The following is a 21,738-nucleotide window of genomic DNA, read 5'->3' as shown; positions in this document are numbered from 1 at the left end:
CTACCAGCCGCGCTCTCGCCACTCGGCGAGGCTGGGACGCTCGGCGCCCAGGGTGGTGTCGCGTCCGTGGCCGGGGTAGATCCAGGTGTCGTCGTCCATGGTGGCGAAGACACGCTCCTCCACGTCCTCGAGGAGGCTGCGGAAGTCGTCGTCGGACCACGTCCGTCCCACGCCGCCCGGGAAGAGGCTGTCACCGGTGAACAGGTGGGTGTGCCCCTCGGGGTCGTCGTAACGCAGGGCGATCGACCCGGGGGTGTGCCCGCGCAGGTGGACGACGGAGACGGAGCAGTCCCCCACGGGGATGCGTGCGCCGTCCACGACGGGTTCGTCCACGGAGACCGGCAGTTCGTCGGCGTCGTCGGGGTGGGCCACCGTGCGGGCGCCGGTCTGGCCGACGATCTCGGCCAGCGCCTGCCAGTGGTCCTGGTGGCGGTGGGTGGTGATCACCCGTGCCAGACCGTCCTCGCCGAGGATCTCGATCAGGCGGTCCGCCTCGGCCGCGGCGTCGATGAGCACCGCCTCGCCGGTGGCACGGCAACGCAGCAGGTAGGCGTTGTTGTCCATCGGTCCGACGGCCAGTTTGGTGATCGTCAGGTGCGGTAGTTCTCGCAGGTCGGCGGGGCCGCCGACCCTCGTATCTCCGGAGTAGCTCACCCGACCATTGTGGCCTGACCGCGGCACCGCACAAACCCCACCCCGCCCTCCTCGTGCGGGACCGGTGCCAGACACCGTTCCGCTGCAGGTCACCCGGCGTTCGGGGGCGGTCCGGCGAACGCTTCCCGCGTCCGCGGGGCCGTTCTGCGACCGAAGCGCAGCTGCCGGCACACGAACGCCCCGGCCCGGCGTGCGGACCGGGGCGCGGGGACGGGGTCAGCGCGACCAGGACGGCGGGCGCTTCTCGAAGAAGGCGGTCCGCCCTTCGGCCGCCTCCTCCCCGGCGAAGAACTCGGCGGAGAGGCGGCCCATGCGCTCGAACGCCTCGGACCTGCGGTCGGGCGCGGCCTCCACGCCCCCGGCGACCTCTCCGAGCAGCTGCTTGGTGCGCGAGAGGGCTGCGGGCGCGGCGGCACGCAGGCCCTCCAGCACGCTCTCCAGTGCGTGTTCCATCTCCCGGTCGGGCACGGCCTGGGTGATGAGCCCGGCGTGCGCGGCGTCGGCGGCGTCGAAGAGCTCGCCGGTGATGAAGTACCGGCTGAGCTGGCGCGAGTGCATCCGGGCCGACACCGGGACCGAGATGATCGCCGGGACCGCCCCGATGCGCACCTCGGTGAACGCGAACGTGGCGCTCCTCGGGGCGAGCGCGATGTCGGCCGCGGCGACCAGGCCGATACCCCCGGCGCGCGCGGCCCCGTTGAGCACCGCGACGACCGGTTTGGGCCCGGACATGATCTGCTCGAAGATCTCCGGGAGTTCCGGTGCCGGTTCGATCTGCTCACCGGCCAGGGCGGCGCCGATCTCCTTGAGGTCGGCGCCGGCGCAGAAGACCGGCCCCGTGGCGGTGAGCACGATCCCGCGCACCTCGTCGTCGGCCATCGCGTCGGCCAGGGCCTTGGACAGCTCCGACCGCAGGCGTGCGGAGAGCGCGTTGCGGTTGCGGGGGGAGTCGAGGGTGATGGTGGCGACGGCTCGGTCGACGGTGAGGCCCACCAGGGGGGTGTCGCCGGTGGGGGGCTGCTGCTGCGTCATCGCAGTTGACCTTTCCGGGTCCGTCCCCGCGGGTACGGGGGCAGTCTCTACGCGCGCGGGACCGGTGTTCCGGAGGCGCGTGCGCTCCCGGCCGGTGACCGGTCACGCCGGACGTGGGGACCGGGCGCCCCGGCCCGGGGTGGGGACGGAGGGCTCGGGCCCACCGGACACCTTAGACGGACCGGTCATCACATCACCATGTCCGGTGACGTCGTGTTCGTTAAGTCCTCATCACGCGCGTGGAGCCTTCTGTCACGTGACGTTCACACGGTAGGCCACGGCTGTCACGGGCCCCTCGTGCGGCCCCGGCCCGAGCGGGGAGCCCGCGGTCCCACCGGGAGCACACCTCCGTCCCGCCGGCCCGCACACGACGAGGGCACCGCCCCACCCGCAGGTGGAGACGGTGCCCTCGTGGCGGTGCTCCGCGGCCGTACCTTCGAGAGGTACGGAAGGCCGGTCAGCGTCCCCCGGTCGCGGCCGAGAGCGCGTCGGCGAAGCCCATCATGGAACGCACGGCGTCGGCCCCGTCGGCCGCCTCGCTCACCCGCAGCGTGAGGGGCTCGGCGGTGATCGCGCCCGTGTACCCGTGGTCGAGCTCGCAGGTCTCGTCGGCGCACGCGGCCGGTTCGAGGTCGATGTGCGCGACGGCGCCCCAGTTCACCGACAGGTTCACACTGAGCACGAGCTCGCTCGGCAGGCTGCCGGGCGTGTACTGGGCCGGGTTGGGCACCACGCGCGTCAGACCCACCGACTGGATGTTGCCCAGCTGGATGCTGTCGGTCGTGGTGGAGGCGTGCGAGGTTCCCGCGGGGTCGGTGGGCGGGTGCTCGTCGGTGTGGCACACCACGAGCCGGTTGGCGGTCAGCAGCATCACGGTGATGTGCCGCCGCATCTCCATCGCCGGGTCGAAGGTCGCCTCGTGGTGCACGACGAACGCCTCGGCGTCCTCGTCGCCCAGGGCGTCGGCGACCGCGTCGATGACCAGCGCGGGATAGTACCCGCTGCGCTCGATCTCCGAACGCCAGTCCGCGGAGACGGCTCGTGTTTTCCTCATACTCCTATCCTGCCCCCTACCGCCGACATTTCGCGACCGGGATCTGAAAAGCCCAGGCCACATGGTCAGAACGTCACCCCGCGGAGCCGGCGCGGCCCCACGTCGGGACGCACCTCGGGCGCCTCGCGCAGCCACACCCGGCCGCCGAGCACGTGGGCTCCGGTGGCGTTGACCAGCACGGGGTCGAGGTCGATGTAGCCGATCTCGGGGAAGGCCTCCACCAGACGGGAGACCCGGATCAACAGTTCCTCGAGGGCCTCGACGTTGGGCTGTTCGGCCAGGGACGTCGACCCGGCCGGCAGCCCGAACAGCAACGGCGCCGCCCGCACCGCGTGGATGAGGTCGGCGGCGTCCATGTCGGTCAGCGGTGCCAGGCGGAACGCCCGGTCGTCGAGGAGTTCGGCGGTCACGTCGGCCAGCCCGAAGGAGACCACCGAGCCGAAGGACTGGTTGTCCCCGGCCCGGATCACCGTGGGCACACCGGGCGCGGCCATGCGCTGCACCACCAGCTCGGCATCGCCGCCGAAGCGGTCGGCGAGGGAGTTGTAGGCGCTGCGCACGTCCTCCGGTGTGCGCAGGTCGGCGCGCACGAACGTGCCCCCGGCGCGTACACGCAGGTCGGGGGCGTCGGCCTTGACCACCACGGGGTACCCGAGCTGCCCGGCGGCCACGACGGCCTCGTCGGCGGAGGCCGCGGTGATGTCGGGGTAGGCGGCGATGCCGTAACTGGCGAGGAGGTCGCGGGCGTCCTGCCCGGAGACCGCGGTCTCCTCGTCGTAGCGGCGCTCGCCCCCGAACCAGGCGATGTCCTCCTCGTCGGGGGTGTCCTTGTCCAGGGCCCGGGTGATGACCGCCCGCGCCCGGGCCCGGTCGATGTCGGGGAGCTCGGGGTGGCGGCCGGGCTTGCGGTTGCGCCACTGGGCGTAGCGCGTGGCCAGCGCCAGGGCGCGCACCGCGTCCTCGGGCGCGGGGTAGGAGGGCACGGAACCCTTGAGGGTCTCCCCGCGCTCACCCGCGTGCCGCAGTTCCTCGGGGATGCCCTGACGCGCCAGGTAGGTCGTGACGATGGGCTTGTCCGATTCCAGGGCGCGCGCCCGCAGAACACGTGCCACGTCGTCGGAGATCGGGTGCAGGGCCGGGATGAACACGACCACGACGGAGTGCACGTCGGGCGCGGCGAGCGCCGTCTCCAGGGCCAGGTCGAAGTCCTCGGCGGTGGCCTGCGGACCCAGGTTGACCGGCTCGTGCGGCTTGAGGCCCTGGCGTACGGCGGCGTCCTTGACCAGCAGTTCCAGGGAGTCGGAGTTGCCGATGATGCCCACGCGCGGCCCGTCGGGCAGCGGCTGGTAGGCGAAGACCTGGGCGGCGTCGAACATCTGCGTGATGTCGTCGACGCGCACCACACCGGCCTGCTGGAACAGGGACGTGACGGCGTAGTCGGGCAGGGAAAGCCCGCCGGCGGCGTGGCCGGTGGGGGTGGTCTGCGCGGATCCGCCGCTGCGCACGGCGACGACCGGCTTCTGTTTGGCCAGGCGCCGGGCCAGGCGGGTGAACTTGCGCGGGTTGCCGAGCGATTCCAGGTACTGGAGCACGACCCCGGTGGAGGGGTCCTCCTGCCAGTACTGCATGAGGTCGTTGCCGGACACGTCGGCGCGGTTACCTGCGGACACGAAGGTCGACAGCCCCATGCCGCGTTCGGCCACACGCTGCAGGATCGCGCGGCCCAGGGCGCCGGACTGGGAGAAGAACCCGATGGGGCCGCTGGGCGGCAGGTCCGGCGAGAGGGTGGCGTTCAGGGAGACCTTGGGGTCGCTGTTGGCGATCCCGAGGCAGTTGGGACCGACCACGCGCATACCGGCGGCGCGTGCGGTGCGAACCAGCTCGTCCTGGCGGGCGCGGCCTTCCGGGCCGATCTCACCGAAGCCGGAACTGACCACGATGAGTCCGTGCACACCCTTGTCCGCGCACTCCTCGACGACGGCGGTGACGGCCTCGGCGCGCACTGCGACCACGGCCAGGTCGACGTCGTCGGGGATGTCGCTGACCGTCGGGTAGGCGCGCACGCCGGCGACGGCCTTGGCCTCGGGGTGGACGGGATAGACGGGGCCCTGGAAGTCGCCGCCGAGCAGGTTGCGCAGGGCGCTCTGGCCGATGGTGTGGGCGGTACGGCTGGCACCGATGACCGCGACCGAGCCCGGGTAGAGGAGGCGGGCGATGGAACGCGACTCGGCGCGCTGCTCGCGGGCCCGCATGACCTCCTTGGAGTCGTCGGTGGGTTGCAGGTCCAGGGTCAGCCGGATGACGCCTTCGTCGAAGGTCTGCTGGGCGGTGTATCCCGCCTCGCGGAAGACGTTGACCATCCGGCGGTTCTCGGGCAGGACGTCGGCGATGAAGCGGCGCACACCGCGCTCGCGCGCGGCCGCGCCGATGTGTTCGAGCAGGACCGATGCGAGGCCGCGGCCCTGGTGGGCGTCCTCCACCACGAAGGCGACCTCGGCCTCCTCGGGGGCGATCTTGTCGTAACGCACCACCGCGACGAGGGAGTCGGAGATGGTGGCCACCAGAGCGACGCGGTCCTCGTAGTCGACGTTGGTGAACCGGTCGACGTCCCGGTCGGACAGTTTCGGGTAGGGCGCGAAGAACCGGTAGTAGATCGTCTCCGGCGAGAGCCGGGCGTGGAACTCGCGCAGCAGGTCGGCATCGTCAGGGGTGATGGGGCGCATGTGCGCTGTGCCGCCGTCGGTCAGCACGACGTCGGCTTCCCAGTGGTTCGGGTAGGACTGCACGACTGCGAGACTAGACGACATTCGGTCGAATCTGGGGAAAGTCCTCGCTGCCCGCACGAAAACACCGCGCAGGCCACGCGGAGCAGGGCCTTTCTCAACGATCCGCACAGAGTCCTGGTTCCCCCGTCTGTGGGCCGATCGTCCCCTGGACACAGCGTGTCCGGGGCGCTGTCACTTCGTTACACGTAGCTGACAGTTCACCTGTTAACGTCGTTCGGGCACGGATTCTCATAACCCTCGGCGGTGGCTGGCGAAATGACACGAGTGGTCGTAATCGGTGATCTCATGACCGATGCAGTCGCGCGCGCGTTCCACCCGTTGGCCCGCGGCAGCGACACCCCTGCATCAGTGGTCATGTACGGCGGGGGCTCGGGCGCCAACATCGCCTCGTGGCTCGCCGTGGAGGGAACCGACACGACCTTCGTCGGCAGGCGGGGCTCCGACATCACCGGCCGCACCCGCGAGATGGAGCTCATGGGGTACGGGCTGGACTCCCGGATGGTCATGGACCCGGAGCGCCCCACCGGCACGTGCGTGGTCATGATCACGCACCGCGGCGACCGCACCATGCTCAGTGACCCCGGCGCCAACGCCCGTCTCCAGCCCGAGGACCTGCCCCGCGACGTGTTCGGCCCGGACGGGCACCTGCACGTCTCCGGGTACACGCTCATCAACGAGGACTCCCGCCGTGCGGCGCGTGTGGCGCTGCGGACGGCGCAGGAGTCCGGGATGTCCATCTCGGTGGACGGCGGTTCGCACGCGCCGCTCAAGCGTGCCGGTGCCGAGGAGTTCCTGGAGTGGACGCAGGGTGTGCGGCTGCTCTTCGCCAACATGGACCAGGCCAAGGTGCTCACCGGCCGTGAGGAGCCCGAGGCCGCGGCCAAGGTGCTCACGGCGTGGTTCCCGAACGTGGTGCTGAAGCTGGGTGACGAGGGCGGCCTGTGGGCGTCCAAGACCCGCGAGGACTGCGTGACGGTGCCGGCCGAGCCGGTGGAGCCGTCGCCGGGCTCCGTCGGCGCGGGTGATGCGTTCATGGCCGGTTTCCTGCCGGCCTGGCTGGTGGGCCGCCACCCGAAAGAGGCGCTCGGCCGCGCCCAGCGCCTGGCGGCGCGGGCCCTGCACCAGCCGGGTGCCCGCCCGGACCTGGGTGAGGGCCAGCCGGTGCGGCGCGGCGCCCCGCGCGGCCAGCGCATCCGCTGACCCCACGCGGATCCCCTGTCCCCGGTGACGTGCAAGGCACACCCCATACGTGCCGCGCACGCCTCGGCCCGTGCGCACCACGGGCAATGCCCGCCGCCGGACCAGGGCCCCGCACGCACGGACCAGGCACGGCGCTGGTCGGCACCCCGTACGCTCAGCGCACCGCGACGGGCACACGAAGGTGAACGCCCGGCCCACGGCCGACAGTGCTAGTCCCGAAGGAACGGCGCACGCACCACGCGCACCCGCCGATGAACGCCCCGCCGCGCGACGCCTACGACCCACGGCTCACACCCTGTGTGCCGGGGAAACGCGCACGCACCACGCACACCCATCGGTGCCCCCGCGCGACGCCCACGGCCCACACCCTGCGTGCCGAAAGAACGCGCACACACCACGCGCACCCATCGGTGAACGCCCCGCCTCCCGGAACCCGCCGCACGGCGTGCGCAGCACTTCTCCGCCCCGTACCGGCCGTGCGCACCGCACGCGTGCCCTGCGTTCCGCGCCGAAGGCACGGGCCCACGGCCGTGCGCGCCTTCCCTCGGGTCAGCCTGCTGCGAGGGTGAGGGGCAGGACGGCGGGGGCGCCTGCGCGGCGCAGCAGCGACGCGCCCACCGCCAGGCTCCACCCGGTGTCGGCGTGATCGTCCACGAGCAGCACCGGACCATCCACCTGTCCTGCGCGCCCGGCCAGGTCCGGCCCGATACGAAGGGCCTTGTGCACCTGGGCCAGGCGCAGAGCGCTGTTGTGCCGCCGCTCCCCCGGCCCCGCGGGGTCCGCGTACTCCAGTGAACCGAGCGGTTCGAGCCGCCCCAGGCGGGCGAGGCGTCCGGCCAGGTCGGCGACGAGCGCGGGGCGGGTCACCGACGGCATCGCGGCCACGGCGACGGGGCGCCGGGCCCAGTCCCAGTCGGCCAGTACCCGCACCAGACCCTGCAGCACCCGGTCGCTCACCGGCTCGTCGGGGGCGTCCACCGCCAGGATCCGGCGGAGTTCACTGCCCCATCCGACGTCGGTGAAGCGGGCCAGGGCACGTCCCTCCTCGTGGCGTTCGCCCTCGGGCACCCGGCCGGAGAGGGGGATGTCGAGGGTCTTCATCCCGGTCGGCCACTGCCGGCGCGGGGCGATGGGCGTGCCGGGCCGGTCGAGCATGCCCGCGGCGGCGTCGCGGCGCCCGGGGTCGACCTCGGTGGGCCAGTACCGGCCGGTGCACACGTCGCAGCGGCCGCAGGGTTCGGCCTCGGCGTCGTCGAGCTGGCCGCGCAGGAACTCCATGCGGCACGTGGTCGCGGCGATGTAGTCCAGCATCGCCCGGCGTTCGCGCTCGCGGGCGGCGGCGACGGCCGTGTAGCGCTCGGAGTCGTAGATCCACGGGCGCCCGGTGGAGACCCACCCGCCGCGCACCCGCTGCACCGCCCCGTCGACGTCCAGCACCTTGAGCATCTGCTCCAGCCGGGAACGCCGCAGGTCCACCCGGGTCTCCAGGCGGGCGACGGAGAGCGGTTCCCCCGCCTCGGCGAGGGTGTCCAGCGTCTGGCGCACGGTCTGTTCGGGCGGGAAGGACAGACTCGCGAAGTAGTCCCAGATCTGGGTGTCCTCGCGTCCGGGCAGCAGCACGGCCTCGGCACGGTCGAGCCCGCGCCCGGCACGTCCGACCTGCTGGTAGTAGGAGATCGGCGACTGGGGCGCACCCAGGTGGACCACGAACCCGAGGTCGGGTTTGTCGAAGCCCATGCCCAGCGCGCTGGTGGCGACCAGGGCCTTGACCTCGTTGGCGAGCAGGGCGTCCTCGGCCTCACGCCGTTCCTCGGGGTCGGTCTGCCCGGTGTAGGCCCGCACGGCCATGCCCTGTTCGGTCAGGAACCGGGCGGTCTCGAGGGCGGCGTTGACGGTGAGGGTGTAGATGATGCCGGAACCCTCGATACGCGGCAGGTGCTCGGCCAGCCATCCCATGCGCGCGGTCGGGTCGGGCAGTTGCGCCACGGCCAGGCGCAGGCTCTCGCGTTCGAGGGGGCCGCGCAGGACGAGGGTCTCCTGGCGTTCGTCGCCCGAGCGCAGCTGCTCGGCCACGTCGTGGGTGACCCGTTCGTTCGCGGTGGCGGTGGTGGCGAGCACGGGGATGCCGTCGGGCAGGTCGTGCAGGAGCTGGCGGATGCGCCGGTAGTCGGGGCGGAAGTCGTGGCCCCAGTCGGAGACGCAGTGGGCCTCGTCGATCACGACCAGCCCGGCCCCGGCGGCCAGTTCGGGCAGCACACGGTCGCGGAACTCGGGGTTGTTGAGGCGTTCGGGGCTGACGAGCAGCACGTCGACGAGCCCGGCTGCGACGTCGGCGTAGGTCGACTCCCAGTCCGTGGTGTTGGAGCTGTTGATGGTGCGGGCCCGGATCCCGGCGCGTTCGGCGGCGGCGATCTGGTTGCGCATGAGCGCCAGCAGCGGGGAGACGATGACGGTGGGCCCGGCGCCCTCACCGCGGCGCAGGGCCGTGGCGACGAAGTACACGGCGGACTTGCCCCACCCGGTGCGCTGCACGACCAGGGCCCGCCGCTGGTCGGCGACCAGGGCGTGGATGGCTCTCCACTGGTCCTCGCGCAGCCGGGCACCGTCGCCCGCCAGGGCGCGCAGGTGCTGTTCGGCGCGCTCGCGCAGGGCGCCGCCGGCCGGGGCCGAGGAGGGGTCGTGGGTGCCGTCGTGCGTGGGGGTCCTCATGCGTTCCTTGGTACCAGAGCCGGAGGGCCCGGAATCGGTTGCAGGCCCGGTCCAGGCCGAGAACCCTTCCGGCCCGGGAAAACCCAGAATCGGAACCCAGTACCTAAAAGCACCACGAGGTGACAGGGGTAACGGAACGGCCACTCTTGCCTTTCCCGGCATTGCCCTCCGTTCCCAACAGTTGAACACTTCCCGGAGAGGTCTCACGTCCAGGGGTGCACAGGGCACCCGCGGGGACGGCGTCGCAGCAGACGCCACTCCCCGATACCCATCCCCCAGGTGTGCGGAGGTGGTTCTCGCCCCGACCCGCTCGCGGGACGAGAACCGCCGCCCATCCCGACAAAAACCCCGCAGTCACGCGACTCACACCCGCCCGACCGGGTGCCCGCGTACGTTCCAGTCCCCGGAACAGGCCAGAATGACGTTCATGGCCCGTACTACTTCCCGTCCCCCCGAGGATCTCGCCGAGAAGATCATCGACATCGACGTCTCCGAGGAGATGCGCGGCAGCTTCCTGGAGTACGCGTACTCGGTCATCTACCAACGCGCACTCCCGGACGCACGCGACGGCATGAAGCCCGTGCAGCGCCGCATCCTCTACCAGATGAACGAGATGGGGCTGCGCCCCGACCGCGGGCACGTCAAGTGCGCCCGCGTCGTCGGTGACGTGATGGGTCGCCTGCACCCCCACGGCGACTCCGCGATCTACGACGCCCTGGTCCGGCTCAGCCAGTCCTTCGCGATGCGTGTGCCGTTGGTGGACGGCCACGGCAACTTCGGTTCCCTCGGCGGCGACGACGCCCCCGCCGCGATGCGTTACACCGAGGCCCGCCTGGCCCGCCCCGCACAGCTCCTGGTCGAGGGCATCGACGAGAACGTCGTCGAGTTCAAGCCCAACTACGACGGGCAGGAGAACGAACCCGAGGTCCTCCCCGCCGCGTTCCCGAACCTGCTGGTCAACGGCTCCTCCGGGATCGCCGTCGGCATGGCCACGAACATGGCGCCGCACAACCTGGGCGAGGTGATCACGGCCGCCCGGCACCTGGTCCTGCACCCGGACGCGAGCCTCGACGACCTCATGGAGTTCGTGCCCGGGCCGGACCTGCCCACCGGCGGGACCATCGTGGGCCTGGACGGGATCCGCGACGCCTACGCCCGCGGCCGCGGCAGCTTCAAGACGCGCGCGACCGTCTCCATCGAGAAGGTCTCGGCCCGCCGCACCGGCCTGGTCGTGACCGAGCTGCCCTACAACGTGGGCCCGGAGAAGGTCGTCAGCCGCATCAAGGAGCTGGTGCAGTCCAAGAAGCTCCAGGGCATCTCCGACCTCAAGGACCTCACCGACCGCAACCAGGGCCTGCGGCTGGTCGTGGAGCTCAAGAACGGGTTCAACCCCGAGGCCGTGCTCGAGGAGCTCTACCGCCTGACCCCGATGGAGGAGTCCTTCGGGATCAACAACGTCGCGCTCGTCGACGGCCAGCCCCGCACCCTGGGCCTGCGCGACCTCCTCCAGGTCTACGTCGACCACCGCCTCGATGTGGTCCGCCGCCGCAGCGAGTACCGGCGCGACAAGCGCCGCGAGCGCCTGCACCTGGTCGACGGCCTCATGGTCGCGCTGCTCGACATCGACCGTGTGATCGCCCTGATCCGCGAGGCCGACGACACCGCCGGTGCGCGCGAGGCGCTCAAGGGCGCCTACGACCTCTCCGACGTGCAGGCCCGCTACATCCTCGACACCCCGCTGCGCCGTCTGACCCGCTTCGACCGCCTGGAGCTGGAGACCGAGCGCGACAAGCTCAACAAGGAGATCGAGGAGCTCACGGCGATCCTGGAGTCGGACAAGAAGCTGCGGCGCGTGGTCGCCAAGGAGCTCAACGCCGTCACCAAGGAGTACGCCACCCCGCGCCGCACGCAGCTGCGCGAGAACGACGGCGAGGCCAAGGCCGCGGTGATCCCGCTGGAGATGGCCGACCAGCCCTGCCACGTGCTCATGGGGACCGACGGCAGGATCGGGCGCAGCAAGGGCGCGGCCCTTCCGCCCGCCTACGAGGGCATCCGGACCGCGCACGACTCGGTCGCCACGTCGCTGCCCACCACGTCGCGTTCGGAGATCGGGCTCATCACCGACCTGGGCCGGTTGATCCGGGTTCCGGTGGTGGAACTGCCCGAAGTGCCCGACTCCGCCGAGGATGCGCCGCCGTTGACCTCCGGGCTGCCCGCGGAGGAGTTCGTCCAGCTGGAGGACGGCGAAGGTGTGGTGTCGGTGGTCGGCATGCACACCGACGGGCCCGGGTTCGTCCTGGGCACCCGGGGCGGTGTGGTCAAGCGTGTGGCGCCCGACCAGCCGCCGAACAAGGACGACTTCGAGGTGATCGCGCTGAAGGACGACGACCGGGTCGTGGGCGCGACCCAGTTGTCCACCGGTGAGGAGGACCTGGCCTTCATCACCTCAGAGGCGCAGCTGCTGCGCTTCTCCGCCTCCGCTGTGCGTCCCCAGGGGCGCCCCGCCGGCGGTGTGGCCGGCATCCGCGTGACCGAGGACGCCCGGGTGCTGTGGTTCGGGTCCGTGCCGAGCCCGCAGGACTCGGTCGTGGTGACGGTGTCGGGGTCCTCGCAGTCCCTGGCCGGAACCGACGGGGGGTCGGCCAAGGTCACCCCGTTCGATTCCTACCCCTCGAAGGGGCGTGCGACCGGCGGTGTGCGCTGCCACCGCTACCTCAAGGGCGAGGACACCCTGCTGTTCGGCTGGATCGGCCGGTCCCCCGCGCGCGCCGCACGCGCCGACGGCAAGCCGGTACGCCTGCCCGACACCAACGACCGCAGGGACGGGTCCGGTGAGGCCATGGGCAGCCTCGTGGCGTCCGTGGGGTCGGGGCAGACCGACTCCGGCATCGCCCCGGTGGACGCACCGTCCTCCTGACCCCCCGGACCCGGTCACGTTCCGATACCGGACGTGGCGAGGCGCATGCGTACCGTGTCTTGCCTGTGCACGGTAGCTCCCCTGGGGTGTGCGCGGCCGTGCACACCTGAGACCAACGAACGAGGAAGGGCACCGAGAGTGAGCCAGTCCGACCAGACCTCCTCCCCTTTCGACGACGTCTTCTCGGCCAACGCCGAGTACGCCGCGAACTTCTCCCTGAACGGCCTGCAGCCCGTCGCCAAGCGGGGCCTGGCGCTGGTCACGTGCATGGACTCGCGCATCGAGCCGCTGGACATGCTCGGCCTGGGCCCGGGTGACGCGAAGATCCTGCGCAACGCGGGCGCGCGCGTCACCGACGACACCCTGCGCACGCTGGTCCTGGCCGTGTACCTGCTGGGTGTGGAGCGGGTGCTGATCCTGCCGCACACCAAGTGCAAGATGGCGTCCGTGGAGAACGACGACGTGGTCCACGACCTCATCGAGGAGCAGTACGGCGTGGACACCCGGAGCCTGGAGTTCAAGACCGACAACGACCAGCTGGGAGCGCTCAAGCACGACCTGGAGCGCATCCGCCACCACCCGCTGCTGCCCGCGGGGCTGCCCGTGACCGGCGCGATCTACGACGTCGACACCGGACGCGTGGAGCCCACCGGCCTCTGAGCCGGACCCGCTGTCGACGTCCTGTGGCCCGCACCGAGGAGCGCTGCTTCCCGGTGCGGGCCACAGGCGTGTACGGGGAAACGGGCCGGGCGGGCAACGCCCCTCCGGGGTGGGTAGGTCTCCGTACGGGCCCGGGAATGCCTACCCCTCCCGGGCGGTTGTCACCGCCAGGCGGCCCGGCGTCGTCGAGAGGAGCACCGTGGCTGACAGCACCTACGAGACCTACGAGACCTTCAACCGCGCCCGTATGTTCATGGAGCTGGGCGACCCCATCTACGCGGCCCGCATCCTCGAGACCGTGGTGGACGAGGAGACCGAGACGCGCTCGATGGTGGAGCTGCTCGGCCGTGCGTACTTCGACTCGGCCCAGCTCAACAAGGCCGAACAGACCTTCCGCCGGCTCATCGAACTCGACCCTGTCGACAACTGGGCGCACATCGCCCTGGCCCGCACCCTGGAGCGGCAGAACCGCCACGGGGAAGCGGCCACCTACCGCCGGATGTACGCGGTGATGTCCGGCGGCAGCCTCGACTGACACCGCTCAGGGCCGCGCCGAGGATCCCCCGGCGCGGCCCCGTTAACGTTGGGGCATGAGCTCTCCAGCACCGCACGTCCCCGAACCCGGCGAGGACCCCGCGTGGGTCGAACGCGACACCCACGCCTCCCGCCGTTGGGCGGACGAGGCCGTGCGCAAGGTGATGGCCGACGCCAACCGCTCGGCCGACACCCACCTGCACGCCTTCCCCCTCCCCGAGGAATGGGGCATCGACCTCTACCTCAAGGACGAGTCGGTCCACCCCACCGGCAGCCTCAAGCACCGCCTGGCGCGGTCCCTGTTCCTGTACGGGCTCGCCAACGGGTGGATCACCGAGGGAACCACCATCGTGGAAGCCAGTTCCGGGTCGACCGCGGTCTCGGAGGCCTACTTCGCGCAGCTCATCGGGCTGGACTTCGTGACGGTCATCCCCCGCCGCACGAGCCCGGAGAAGATCGCCCTCATCGAGCGCTACGGCGGCCGGTGCCACTACGTCGACGCTCCCCCGGAGATGTACACCGAGGCCGAGCGCCTGGCGGAGGAGACCGGCGGGCACTACATGGACCAGTTCACCTACGCCGAGCGGGCCACGGACTGGCGCGGCAACAACAACATCGCCGAGTCCATCTTCGAGCAGCTGGAGCTGGAGCGGTATCCGTGCCCGGAGTGGGTCGTCGTGGGCGCCGGGACCGGGGGGACGTCGGCGACCATCGGCCGGTACCTGCGCTACCGCCGTCTGCAGACCCGTTTGGCGGTGGTCGACCCGGAGCACTCCGCGTTCTTCCCCGGGTGGGTGACGGGCGCCCCCGACTACGCGACCGGCATGCCCTCCCGTATCGAGGGCATCGGCCGGCCCCGCATGGAACCGAGCTTCGTCCCGTCGGTGATCGACCTGATGATGCCGGTCCCCGACGCCGCCAGCATCGCGGCGATGCGGGACCTGCGCGACCGCACGGGGCTGTCGGCGGGCGGATCGACCGGGACCAACCTGTGGGGTGTGTGGCACCTGATCGCGCGCATGCTGCGCGAGGGGCGCACCGGCAGCGTGGTCACGCTCATCTGCGACGGCGGCGAGCGCTACCAGCACAGTTACTACGACGACGTGTGGGTGAGCGAGCGCGGCATGGACCCGGCGCCCTACCGCGCGGCGATCGACCGCCTCGTCACCGAGGGCGTCTGGGATCCGCCGAAGAACCCCTGAGACGCGGCGTCCGGCCGCCCGCACGGCGAAGGCCCCCGGTCGGGGCGACCGGGGGCCCTGGGTGTCTCTGTGCCTCAGGCGTCGATGCGGGCGGCGTCGAGCTCCTGCGCGCCGTCCTGGATGAAGCGGCGGCGCGGGGCCACCTCGTTGCCCATGAGCAGGTTGAACACGGACGCGGCCTCCTCGGCCTGCTCCACCTGGATCCGCCGCAGCGTGCGGTGGCGCGGGTCCATGGTCGTCTCGGCGAGCTGGTCGGCGTCCATCTCACCCAGACCCTTGTACCGCTGCACCGGCTCCTTCCAGGAGATGCCGCGCTTCTCCAGGTCGAGCAGGGTGCGCTGCAGCTCCGCGTCGGAGTAGGTGTAGATGTAGCGGTCTTCCTTCTTGGCGCCCCGCTTGCGCTTGGTGTTGGTCAGCTCGATGCGGTGCAGCGGCGGGACGGCCGCGTAGACCCGCCCGGCCTCCAGCATGGGACGCATGTACCGGTAGATGAGGGTCAGCAGCAGACAACGGATGTGCGCGCCGTCCACATCGGCGTCGGCCATGAGGATGATGCGGCCGTACCGTGCGGCGTCGATGTCGAAGGTGCGCCCGGAACCGGCACCGATCACCTGCAGGATCGCGGCGCACTCGGCGTTCTTGAGCATGTCCGCCACGGACGACTTCTGCACGTTGAGGATCTTGCCGCGGATCGGTAGCAGCGCCTGGAACTCGGAGTCGCGCGCCAGCTTCGCGGTACCCAGCGCCGAGTCGCCCTCGACGATGAACAGTTCGCTGTGCTCCAGCCCTTCGCTCCGGCAGTCCACGAGCTTGGCCGGCAGAGCCGAGCTCTCCAGGGCGTTCTTGCGCCGCTGGGTCTCGCGCTGCTGGCGGGCGGCCAGGCGGGCCTTGGCTGCGCCGGCGACCTTCTCCAGCACCGCGCGGGCCTTGGCCTTCTCGGCGCGCTTGGTGGAGGTCAGCCACTCCTTGAGGTGCTTGCCCATGATCTGGGAGACGATGCGCGCCGCCGCGGAGGTCCCCAGGATCTCCTTGGTCTGACCCTCGAACTGCGGTTCGGGAAGGCGCACGGTCACGACCGCGGTCAGGCCCTCCTGGGTGTCGTCCTTGGTGACGGGGTCGTCGCTGTTCTTGAGGAGCTTGGTGGCGCGCAGCTGGTCGTTGATCACCCGCACCAGGGCGCGGTCGAACCCGTTGAGGTGGGTGCCGCCCTTGGGGGTGGCGATCACGTTCACGAAGGAGCGCACGGTGGTGTCGTAGCCGCTGCCCCAGCGCAGGGCGATGTCGACGTCCAGGCGGCGCTCGACGTCGGTGGGCACCATGTGGCCCTCGTCGTCCAGTATCGGCACGGTCTCGTTGAACTTGCCGCTGCCCTGGACGCGCAGCACGTCGCTGACGGCCTCGTCGGGCGCCAGGTAGGTGCAGAACTCGCCGATGCCGCCGTCGAAGCGGAACTCCTCCTCGTAGGCGGCCTCGCCGTCGGCGCGCTCGTCGCGCACGGCGATGGTCAGGCCCGGGATGAGGAAAGCGGTCTGGCGTGCGCGGTCGAGCAGGGACTCGCGCGCGATGTCGGCTTCCTTGAGGAAGATCTGGGTGTCGGGCCAGAAGCGGATACGGGTGCCGGTGGTCTTCTTGGCGACCTTGCGCACCTGCTCCAGCCCGGAGGCCGGGGTGAACTCGGCGTCGGGGCCCTTGCCGGCGAAACGTCCGGGGATGCCCCGGCGGAAGCTGAGCGCGTGGGTGTGGCCCTGGCGGTCCACCTCGACGTCGAGGCGGGCCGAGAGGGCGTTGACCACGGAGGCGCCCACACCGTGGAGGCCGCCGGAGGCGTTGTAGGAGCCGGAGCCGAACTTGCCGCCCGCGTGGAGCTTGGTCATGACGAGCTCGACACCGGTCAGGCCGGACTTGGGTTCGGCGTCCACCGGGATCCCGCGGCCGTCGTCGGCCACGGAGACGGATCCGTCGGCGTGGAGGGTGACGTCGATCCGGGAGCAGTAGTTGCCCAGGGCCTCGTCGACGGAGTTGTCGATGATCTCCCACATGCAGTGGGTGAGGCCGCGGCTGTCGGTGGACCCGATGTACATGCCCGGCCGTTTGCGCACCGCCTCAAGACCTTCGAGGACCGACAGGTGCCGGGCGGAATAGTCCTCTGGGTCGTGGACGGCTGCGGTCAAGGCGGTCACTCGGACATCTCCTGCGTCTTGAGGGCCATCGGGCTCCAGTGGCGGTGCGTGCCCTTTGTACCGCGCCGCACTGACTGATCGAGGGGCGGGCCACGCCGAAGGCGGGTGATCCCTCACACGGTGGGGGCGGAGGGGCGGAAGGTGCCGGCGGTGTGCGTCCGCCGCGGGGCCCGCGGCGGCATCGAGTGTTCCGCGCGGTCGGTCGGCGGGTCCTGCCTCGCGCGAGACTACCACCTCCCTGGTCCGCGGCCGGTGGCCGCTGACCGGGAAGCTCCTGTTTTCCGGGGATGTGGAAGCACCACGAGGGGTACACCGAAGACAAGGGCCGACGCGCGGTGACATTGCCCCCGAACCGGGACGAAAGGGAATCTTCCAGGCTGATTCCGCTGTCGGCGTACACGGGATCAGGTTGGGAACGTCCGCGCCGGGTTAGATGTTGTCAGAGGTGACTAACGCCGAGTATTGAGGATGGCGAAGTGACTGGAACCCTTGCCCCCACCCAGCTGACGGCCGCTGACCGTTGCGACCGCTGTGGTGCACAGGCGTATGTCCGGGTCCTGCTGAACTCCGGCGGAGAGCTGTTGTTCTGCGCTCACCACATGCGCAAGCACGACGACTCGATCCGCAAGATCGCCTCGGACATCCAGGACGAGACCGACAAGCTCCACGAGAGCAACAACGCCACGGACGAGCGTTAGCCACAACGCGGTTGCGGGTGACCCCGTGGCCCTACAAGACACAACAGAACATGCTTGCGTGGGCGGCGGCCTTGTCGGGCCGCCGCCCACGGCTGTTCCGGGACCCTGACGGCCCGCCCGCGACGATCCGGCTCGGCCGCGAACAGCCCCTCATCCCAGGACGCGGTTGTGGTACCGGCTCACCCGCGCGAACCCGAACCCCTCGTACAGGCCCAGCGCCGGGGTGTTCCCCTCGACCACGCACAGGTACCCACTGCGGGCGCCCTTGTCGTGGGCCCAGGCCAGAAGGTCGGCGAGCACGCCCCGCCCCACGCCCCGGCCACGGGCATCCGGCGCGGTGACCATGGAACAGATCGCGGCGGACTCCCCGTCGACGACCACACAGCCGCGCCCCTGTCCGCCCGGCGCGACCCCGTACCCCGCCTCGACCTGCCCGAGGATGCGTTCGACCCCGCGGACCTGGTGCCCTGTGCCGGAGGTCAGGGCCGACCACTGCGGCGCCGGCCTGACACCGATCTCCGTCGTGCCCGGCCCGTCGGGGCGGTCGCCGAGCCCGCGGTCGAGCACGAGTGTGGGTTCGACGGTCCGGTAGCCGGCCTCGGCCAGCCGCGCGTCGACCCCTTCCTCCCCCGGCCAGACCTGCACACAGGGAGAGAGCCCGTGCCCGCGGTAGAACCGGGTGACCTCGCCGACGTCGGCCCCGGGGTCCAGGACCAGCGCGCAGTTGGCGCGTTTGGTGACACCGTCGCCCCAGCCCAGGCGCCATCCGCCGCGTTCGACGGTCTCCAACGCCGGCCAGTCCGCGGCCACCCGGCGTGCCCACGCGTGCATGTCGGCCTCCTCACGTTCGGGAAGCCGTGATCCTAGCGGGGCCTACCATGGGTGGGTTCCTCCGCCCCACCGTCACCTGGAGCCGCCATGCTCGTCCTCCTGCCGCCGTCCGAGGGGAAGGCCACCGACGGCGACGGACCCCCGCTCGACCTGGACTCCCTGACCCTCCCGGGGCTGCGGCCCGCGCGTGAGCAGGTCATGGCGGCGCTGGCCGAGGTGTGCTCGGGTCCGGAGGAGGAGGCCCGCGAGGTCCTGGGGCTGTCCCCCACGCAGGCGGATGCCCTGAAGCGGAACCTGTCACTGGAGACCGCGCCGACCCTGCGCGCCGACCAGCTCTACACCGGTGTGCTCTACGACCGCCTGGGCCTGGGCGACCTTCCCCGCACCGACCGCGTCCTGATCTTCTCGGGGCTGTGGGGTGCGGTGGGCCCGGCCGACCGGTTGCCTCCGTACCGGCTGTCGATGGGGGTCAAGCTCCCGCCGCTGGGCGGGCTGGCGGCGTACTGGCGCCGGGAGGCGAAGAAGGAGCTGGAGGGGTTCACCGGGGACCACCTGCTGGTGGACTGCCGTTCCTCGGCCTACGCGGCCGCGTACAAGAGCGGCGCCGCCCTGCCGGTGCGGGTGCTGCGCGAACGTGTGGTGGACGGGCAGGCCAAGAGGTCGGTGGTCAGCCACATGGCCAAGGCGACCCGGGGCGACATCGCCCGTTCGCTGTTGCTGGAGAACGTGGACGCGCGCACCCCGGAGGAGCTCACCGGGGCGCTGCGCGACCTGGGATACACGGTGGAACTGGACCGGGGGCGGCTCGACGTCGTCGTGCGCGACTGACACATCGCCCCCGGCCGGTTGTTTTTCGCCGGTAGGGTCTCAGCCGCTGCCGAGCTCGCGCTCGACCGCGTCGACCTTGCCGTGCAGGGCGTCACTCACGCCCTCGCGGATGTCGGCCTTGATGGTGAGCGAGATGCGGGAGGCGCCTTCACCGGCGGCCTCGGTGGCCCGTTTGACCACGTCCATGACCTCGTCCCACTCTCCTTCGACAGTGGTGAACATCGCCGAAGTCTCGTTGGGCAGTCCGCTCTCGCGCACCACCCGGACCGCACGGGCCACAGCCGGTGCGAGAGACTCGCCGTTACCTTCCGGTGCTACGGAGAACGCTACGATCATGTCTCCATGCTGCCCCCGCGGGCCCGAGACATGTCAAGGCTCCACCACCGGGATCGCACACGTCCAGACACTCAGAGTCACAATACGACCCGGTATCGTAACTTTATGTCGCACCTACAACACCTGCGGCAACATGTTGCGCGTCGGATGAAGACGCTGTGCGGTGCACGGGCGCCGTGCCCGCCTCGCGGGGATCACACGCTGACTGATCGCCACACCCGCGGACGTCGAACCCCTCGACGCGCCGATGCGCCGCCCCGAGGGGTCGGGGCGGCGCATCGGCTCAGGCCTTCTTCGGTCTGACTTCCTACCTGGGGACCGGCCGGGTCCTAGTCCAGGTAGTCCCGGAGCACCTGCGAACGCGACGGGTGACGGAGCTTCGACATCGTCTTGCTCTCGATCTGCCGGATGCGCTCGCGGGTGACCCCGTAGACCTTGCCGATCTCGTCTAAAGTCTTCGGCTGGCCGTCGGTGAGACCGAAACGCATCGAGACGACGCCGGCCTCGCGCTCGGACAGCGTGTCCAGCACCGAGTGCAGCTGCTCCTGCAGGAGCGTGAAGCTGACCGCCTCGCCGGGCTGGATCGCCTCGGAGTCCTCGATGAGGTCACCGAACTCGCTGTCGCCGTCCTCGCCCAGCGGGGTGTGCAGGGAGATCGGCTCGCGGCCGTACTTCTGCACCTCGACGACCTTCTCGGGGGTCATGTCGAGTTCCTTGGCCAGCTCCTCCGGGGTGGGCTCGCGGCCCAGGTCCTGGAGCATCTGGCGCTGGACGCGGGCCAGCTTGTTGATGACCTCGACCATGTGCACCGGGATACGGATGGTGCGGGCCTGGTCGGCCATGGCACGGGTGATGGCCTGACGGATCCACCACGTCGCGTAGGTCGAGAACTTGAAGCCCTTGGTGTAGTCGAACTTCTCGACCGCACGGATCAGACCGAGGTTGCCCTCCTGGATGAGGTCCAGGAACAGCATGCCGCGGCCCGTGTAGCGCTTGGCCAGAGAGACGACCAGGCGCAGGTTGGCCTCGAGCAGGTGCTTCTTGGCGCGGCCGCCGTCCTCGGCGATCCAGTCCAGCTCGTCGCGCAGCTCGAAGGTGAGGGCGTCGCTCTCCTCGGAGAGCTTCTCCTCGGCGAACAGGCCGGCCTCGATGCGCTTGGCGAGCTCGACCTCCTGTTCGGCGTTGAGGAGGGGCACCTTGCCGATCTGCTTCAGGTAGTCCTTGACCGGGTCGGCGGTGGCGCCGGCCGCGACCACCTGGGCGGCGGGGGCGTCGTCGTCATCGTCGTAGAGGACGAAGGACTCGTCCTCGTTGGCCGGCTTGGTCGGGGCGCCCACGGCCTCCGGCTTGACCGGCTTCTTCTCGGTCTCGGCCGGGTCCTCGACCAGCTCCAGCTCGGCGCCGGTGTGCTCGAGGTCGTCCATGTCCTCGTCGGCGAACTCGCCGGCCGGGGCCAGTTCGAGGTCCTTCTTGGCCGACTTCTTGGTGGACGCCGCCGTCTTCTTGGACGCCGCGGCCGTCTTCTTGGCGCCGGTGGCGGCCTTGGCGGCAGGCTTGGCAGCAGCCGTCTTCTTCGCAGCGGGCTTCTTGGCCTCCGCCTTCTTGGCGGACGCCTTCTCGTCGGGCTGCTCGTCGTCGGAGGAGTCCACGACGGCGGTGACCGTCTCGGGCTGCTCCTGCGCAGCGGCAGCACGCGCGGGCTTGGCGGCGGGCTTGGCCGGAGCGCTTGGCTGGGCGGCCGAACGCTCAGCGGCGGGAGCCGAACGAGTGGTGGAGGCCGACTTGCGCCGCGAGGAAGACTTGCGGCGGGAGGAGGCCGACTCGGGAACGAGGACCGTCACGCCCTCCTTGGCGAGGCTGCGGAGCACGGACTGCGCCTGGGACATGGGGATTTCGGCCTCTTCGAAGGCACGGCGCACGTCCTCGGGCTCAAGGAAGCCCTGGGACCGCCCACGCTCGATCAGCTGCTGAATGACGGGCTCTTGCAGTGACTCCGACTGCTTCGAGCGAGTCGAACTGGCAGATGACACAAACACCTCTCGAACGGACGTGTGGCGAGACTTCGGACCCGGTGGCCCGCCTGGCCGGGACCGGGCGCGTCGCCCTCTCCCACCTGC

The 21,738-nt window shown here is 71.0% G+C and carries 16 protein-coding genes; 7 read left to right on the top strand and 9 right to left on the bottom strand.

Annotated elements, in window-relative coordinates:
• From IDM40_RS07745 to IDM40_RS07730, 4 genes are all read right to left on the bottom strand, one after another.
• Positions 1-654 (bottom strand): MBL fold metallo-hydrolase, encoded by a 654-nt coding sequence (locus IDM40_RS07745; protein WP_193121232.1) that lies wholly within the window; start codon positions 652-654, stop codon positions 1-3.
• Positions 655-870: 216 nt separating this feature from the next.
• On the bottom strand, positions 871-1,686 hold the full coding sequence (locus tag IDM40_RS07740; RefSeq protein WP_193121231.1) for an enoyl-CoA hydratase-related protein: 816 nt from the start codon (positions 1,684-1,686) through the stop codon (positions 871-873).
• A 457-nt stretch (positions 1,687-2,143) separates the two neighbouring features.
• A complete protein-coding gene (locus IDM40_RS07735) occupies positions 2,144-2,740 on the bottom strand; it encodes a DUF5998 family protein (RefSeq protein WP_193121230.1) in 597 nt (198 codons plus the stop codon).
• 65 nt (positions 2,741-2,805) lie between these two features.
• A complete protein-coding gene (locus tag IDM40_RS07730; protein ID WP_193121229.1) occupies positions 2,806-5,526 on the bottom strand; it encodes a bifunctional acetate--CoA ligase family protein/GNAT family N-acetyltransferase in 2,721 nt (906 codons plus the stop codon).
• Positions 5,527-5,790: 264 nt separating this feature from the next.
• On the opposite strand from IDM40_RS07730, the gene IDM40_RS07725 reads away from it, so the two are divergent.
• Positions 5,791-6,726, top strand: a complete 936-nt coding sequence (locus tag IDM40_RS07725; RefSeq protein WP_193121228.1) for a carbohydrate kinase family protein — start codon at positions 5,791-5,793, stop codon at positions 6,724-6,726.
• Positions 6,727-7,275: 549 nt separating this feature from the next.
• Here the strand turns inward: IDM40_RS07725 and IDM40_RS07720 are convergent.
• Positions 7,276-9,435, bottom strand: coding sequence for a RecQ family ATP-dependent DNA helicase (locus IDM40_RS07720; RefSeq protein WP_193121227.1), 2,160 nt, complete (start codon positions 9,433-9,435; stop codon positions 7,276-7,278).
• A gap of 427 nt (positions 9,436-9,862) precedes the next feature.
• Between IDM40_RS07720 and IDM40_RS07715 the strand changes: the two genes are divergently transcribed.
• From IDM40_RS07715 to cds1, 4 genes are all read left to right on the top strand, one after another.
• Positions 9,863-12,352 (top strand): DNA gyrase/topoisomerase IV subunit A, encoded by a 2,490-nt coding sequence (locus IDM40_RS07715; RefSeq protein WP_193121226.1) that lies wholly within the window; start codon positions 9,863-9,865, stop codon positions 12,350-12,352.
• 138 nt (positions 12,353-12,490) lie between these two features.
• Positions 12,491-13,012 (top strand): beta-class carbonic anhydrase, encoded by a 522-nt coding sequence (locus IDM40_RS07710; RefSeq protein ID WP_193121225.1) that lies wholly within the window; start codon positions 12,491-12,493, stop codon positions 13,010-13,012.
• A 247-nt stretch (positions 13,013-13,259) separates the two neighbouring features.
• On the top strand, positions 13,260-13,547 hold the full coding sequence (locus IDM40_RS07705) for a tetratricopeptide repeat protein (protein ID WP_193121288.1): 288 nt from the start codon (positions 13,260-13,262) through the stop codon (positions 13,545-13,547).
• A 55-nt stretch (positions 13,548-13,602) separates the two neighbouring features.
• The gene (cds1, locus tag IDM40_RS07700; protein ID WP_193121224.1) at positions 13,603-14,748 is read left to right on the top strand and encodes an L-cysteine desulfhydrase Cds1; all 1,146 of its coding nucleotides are present in this window, start codon (positions 13,603-13,605) and stop codon (positions 14,746-14,748) included.
• Positions 14,749-14,822: 74 nt separating this feature from the next.
• Here the strand turns inward: cds1 and IDM40_RS07695 are convergent, their stop codons facing one another.
• Positions 14,823-16,928 (bottom strand): DNA gyrase/topoisomerase IV subunit B, encoded by a 2,106-nt coding sequence (locus IDM40_RS07695; protein ID WP_193121223.1) that lies wholly within the window; start codon positions 16,926-16,928, stop codon positions 14,823-14,825.
• Positions 16,929-17,404: 476 nt separating this feature from the next.
• Between IDM40_RS07695 and IDM40_RS07690 the strand changes: the two genes are divergently transcribed.
• Complete coding sequence (locus IDM40_RS07690) at positions 17,405-17,626, top strand: DUF7455 domain-containing protein (protein ID WP_193121222.1); 222 nt, start codon at positions 17,405-17,407, stop codon at positions 17,624-17,626.
• A gap of 150 nt (positions 17,627-17,776) precedes the next feature.
• On the opposite strand, the gene IDM40_RS07685 is transcribed toward IDM40_RS07690, so the two are convergent.
• Positions 17,777-18,457: a GNAT family N-acetyltransferase gene (locus IDM40_RS07685; RefSeq protein WP_193121221.1), complete on the bottom strand. Its 681-nt coding sequence runs from the start codon at positions 18,455-18,457 to the stop codon at positions 17,777-17,779.
• Positions 18,458-18,544: 87 nt separating this feature from the next.
• On the opposite strand from IDM40_RS07685, the gene yaaA reads away from it, so the two are divergent.
• The gene (gene yaaA, locus IDM40_RS07680) at positions 18,545-19,285 is read left to right on the top strand and encodes a peroxide stress protein YaaA (RefSeq protein ID WP_193121220.1); all 741 of its coding nucleotides are present in this window, start codon (positions 18,545-18,547) and stop codon (positions 19,283-19,285) included.
• Positions 19,286-19,324: 39 nt separating this feature from the next.
• Here yaaA and IDM40_RS07675 read toward each other — a convergent pair whose 3' ends face one another.
• Together IDM40_RS07675 and IDM40_RS07670 are read right to left on the bottom strand one after the other, a co-directional pair.
• Positions 19,325-19,621 carry an MTH1187 family thiamine-binding protein gene (locus IDM40_RS07675; protein ID WP_193121219.1) on the bottom strand — a complete coding sequence of 99 codons (297 nt, stop codon included), beginning with the start codon at positions 19,619-19,621 and terminating at the stop codon, positions 19,325-19,327.
• Between the two features lie 329 nt (positions 19,622-19,950).
• Entirely contained in the window at positions 19,951-21,594 is a 1,644-nt protein-coding gene (locus tag IDM40_RS07670; RefSeq protein WP_407939945.1) for an RNA polymerase sigma factor, read from the bottom strand.
• Positions 21,595-21,738: the final 144 nt, after the last annotated feature.

The organism is Nocardiopsis coralli (assembly GCF_014892575.1).
Taxonomy (GTDB): Bacteria; Actinomycetota; Actinomycetes; order Streptosporangiales; family Streptosporangiaceae; genus Nocardiopsis; species Nocardiopsis coralli.
Note: the sequence above shows the minus strand (reverse complement) of the source record. Positions and strands in the feature narration are given on the sequence as shown.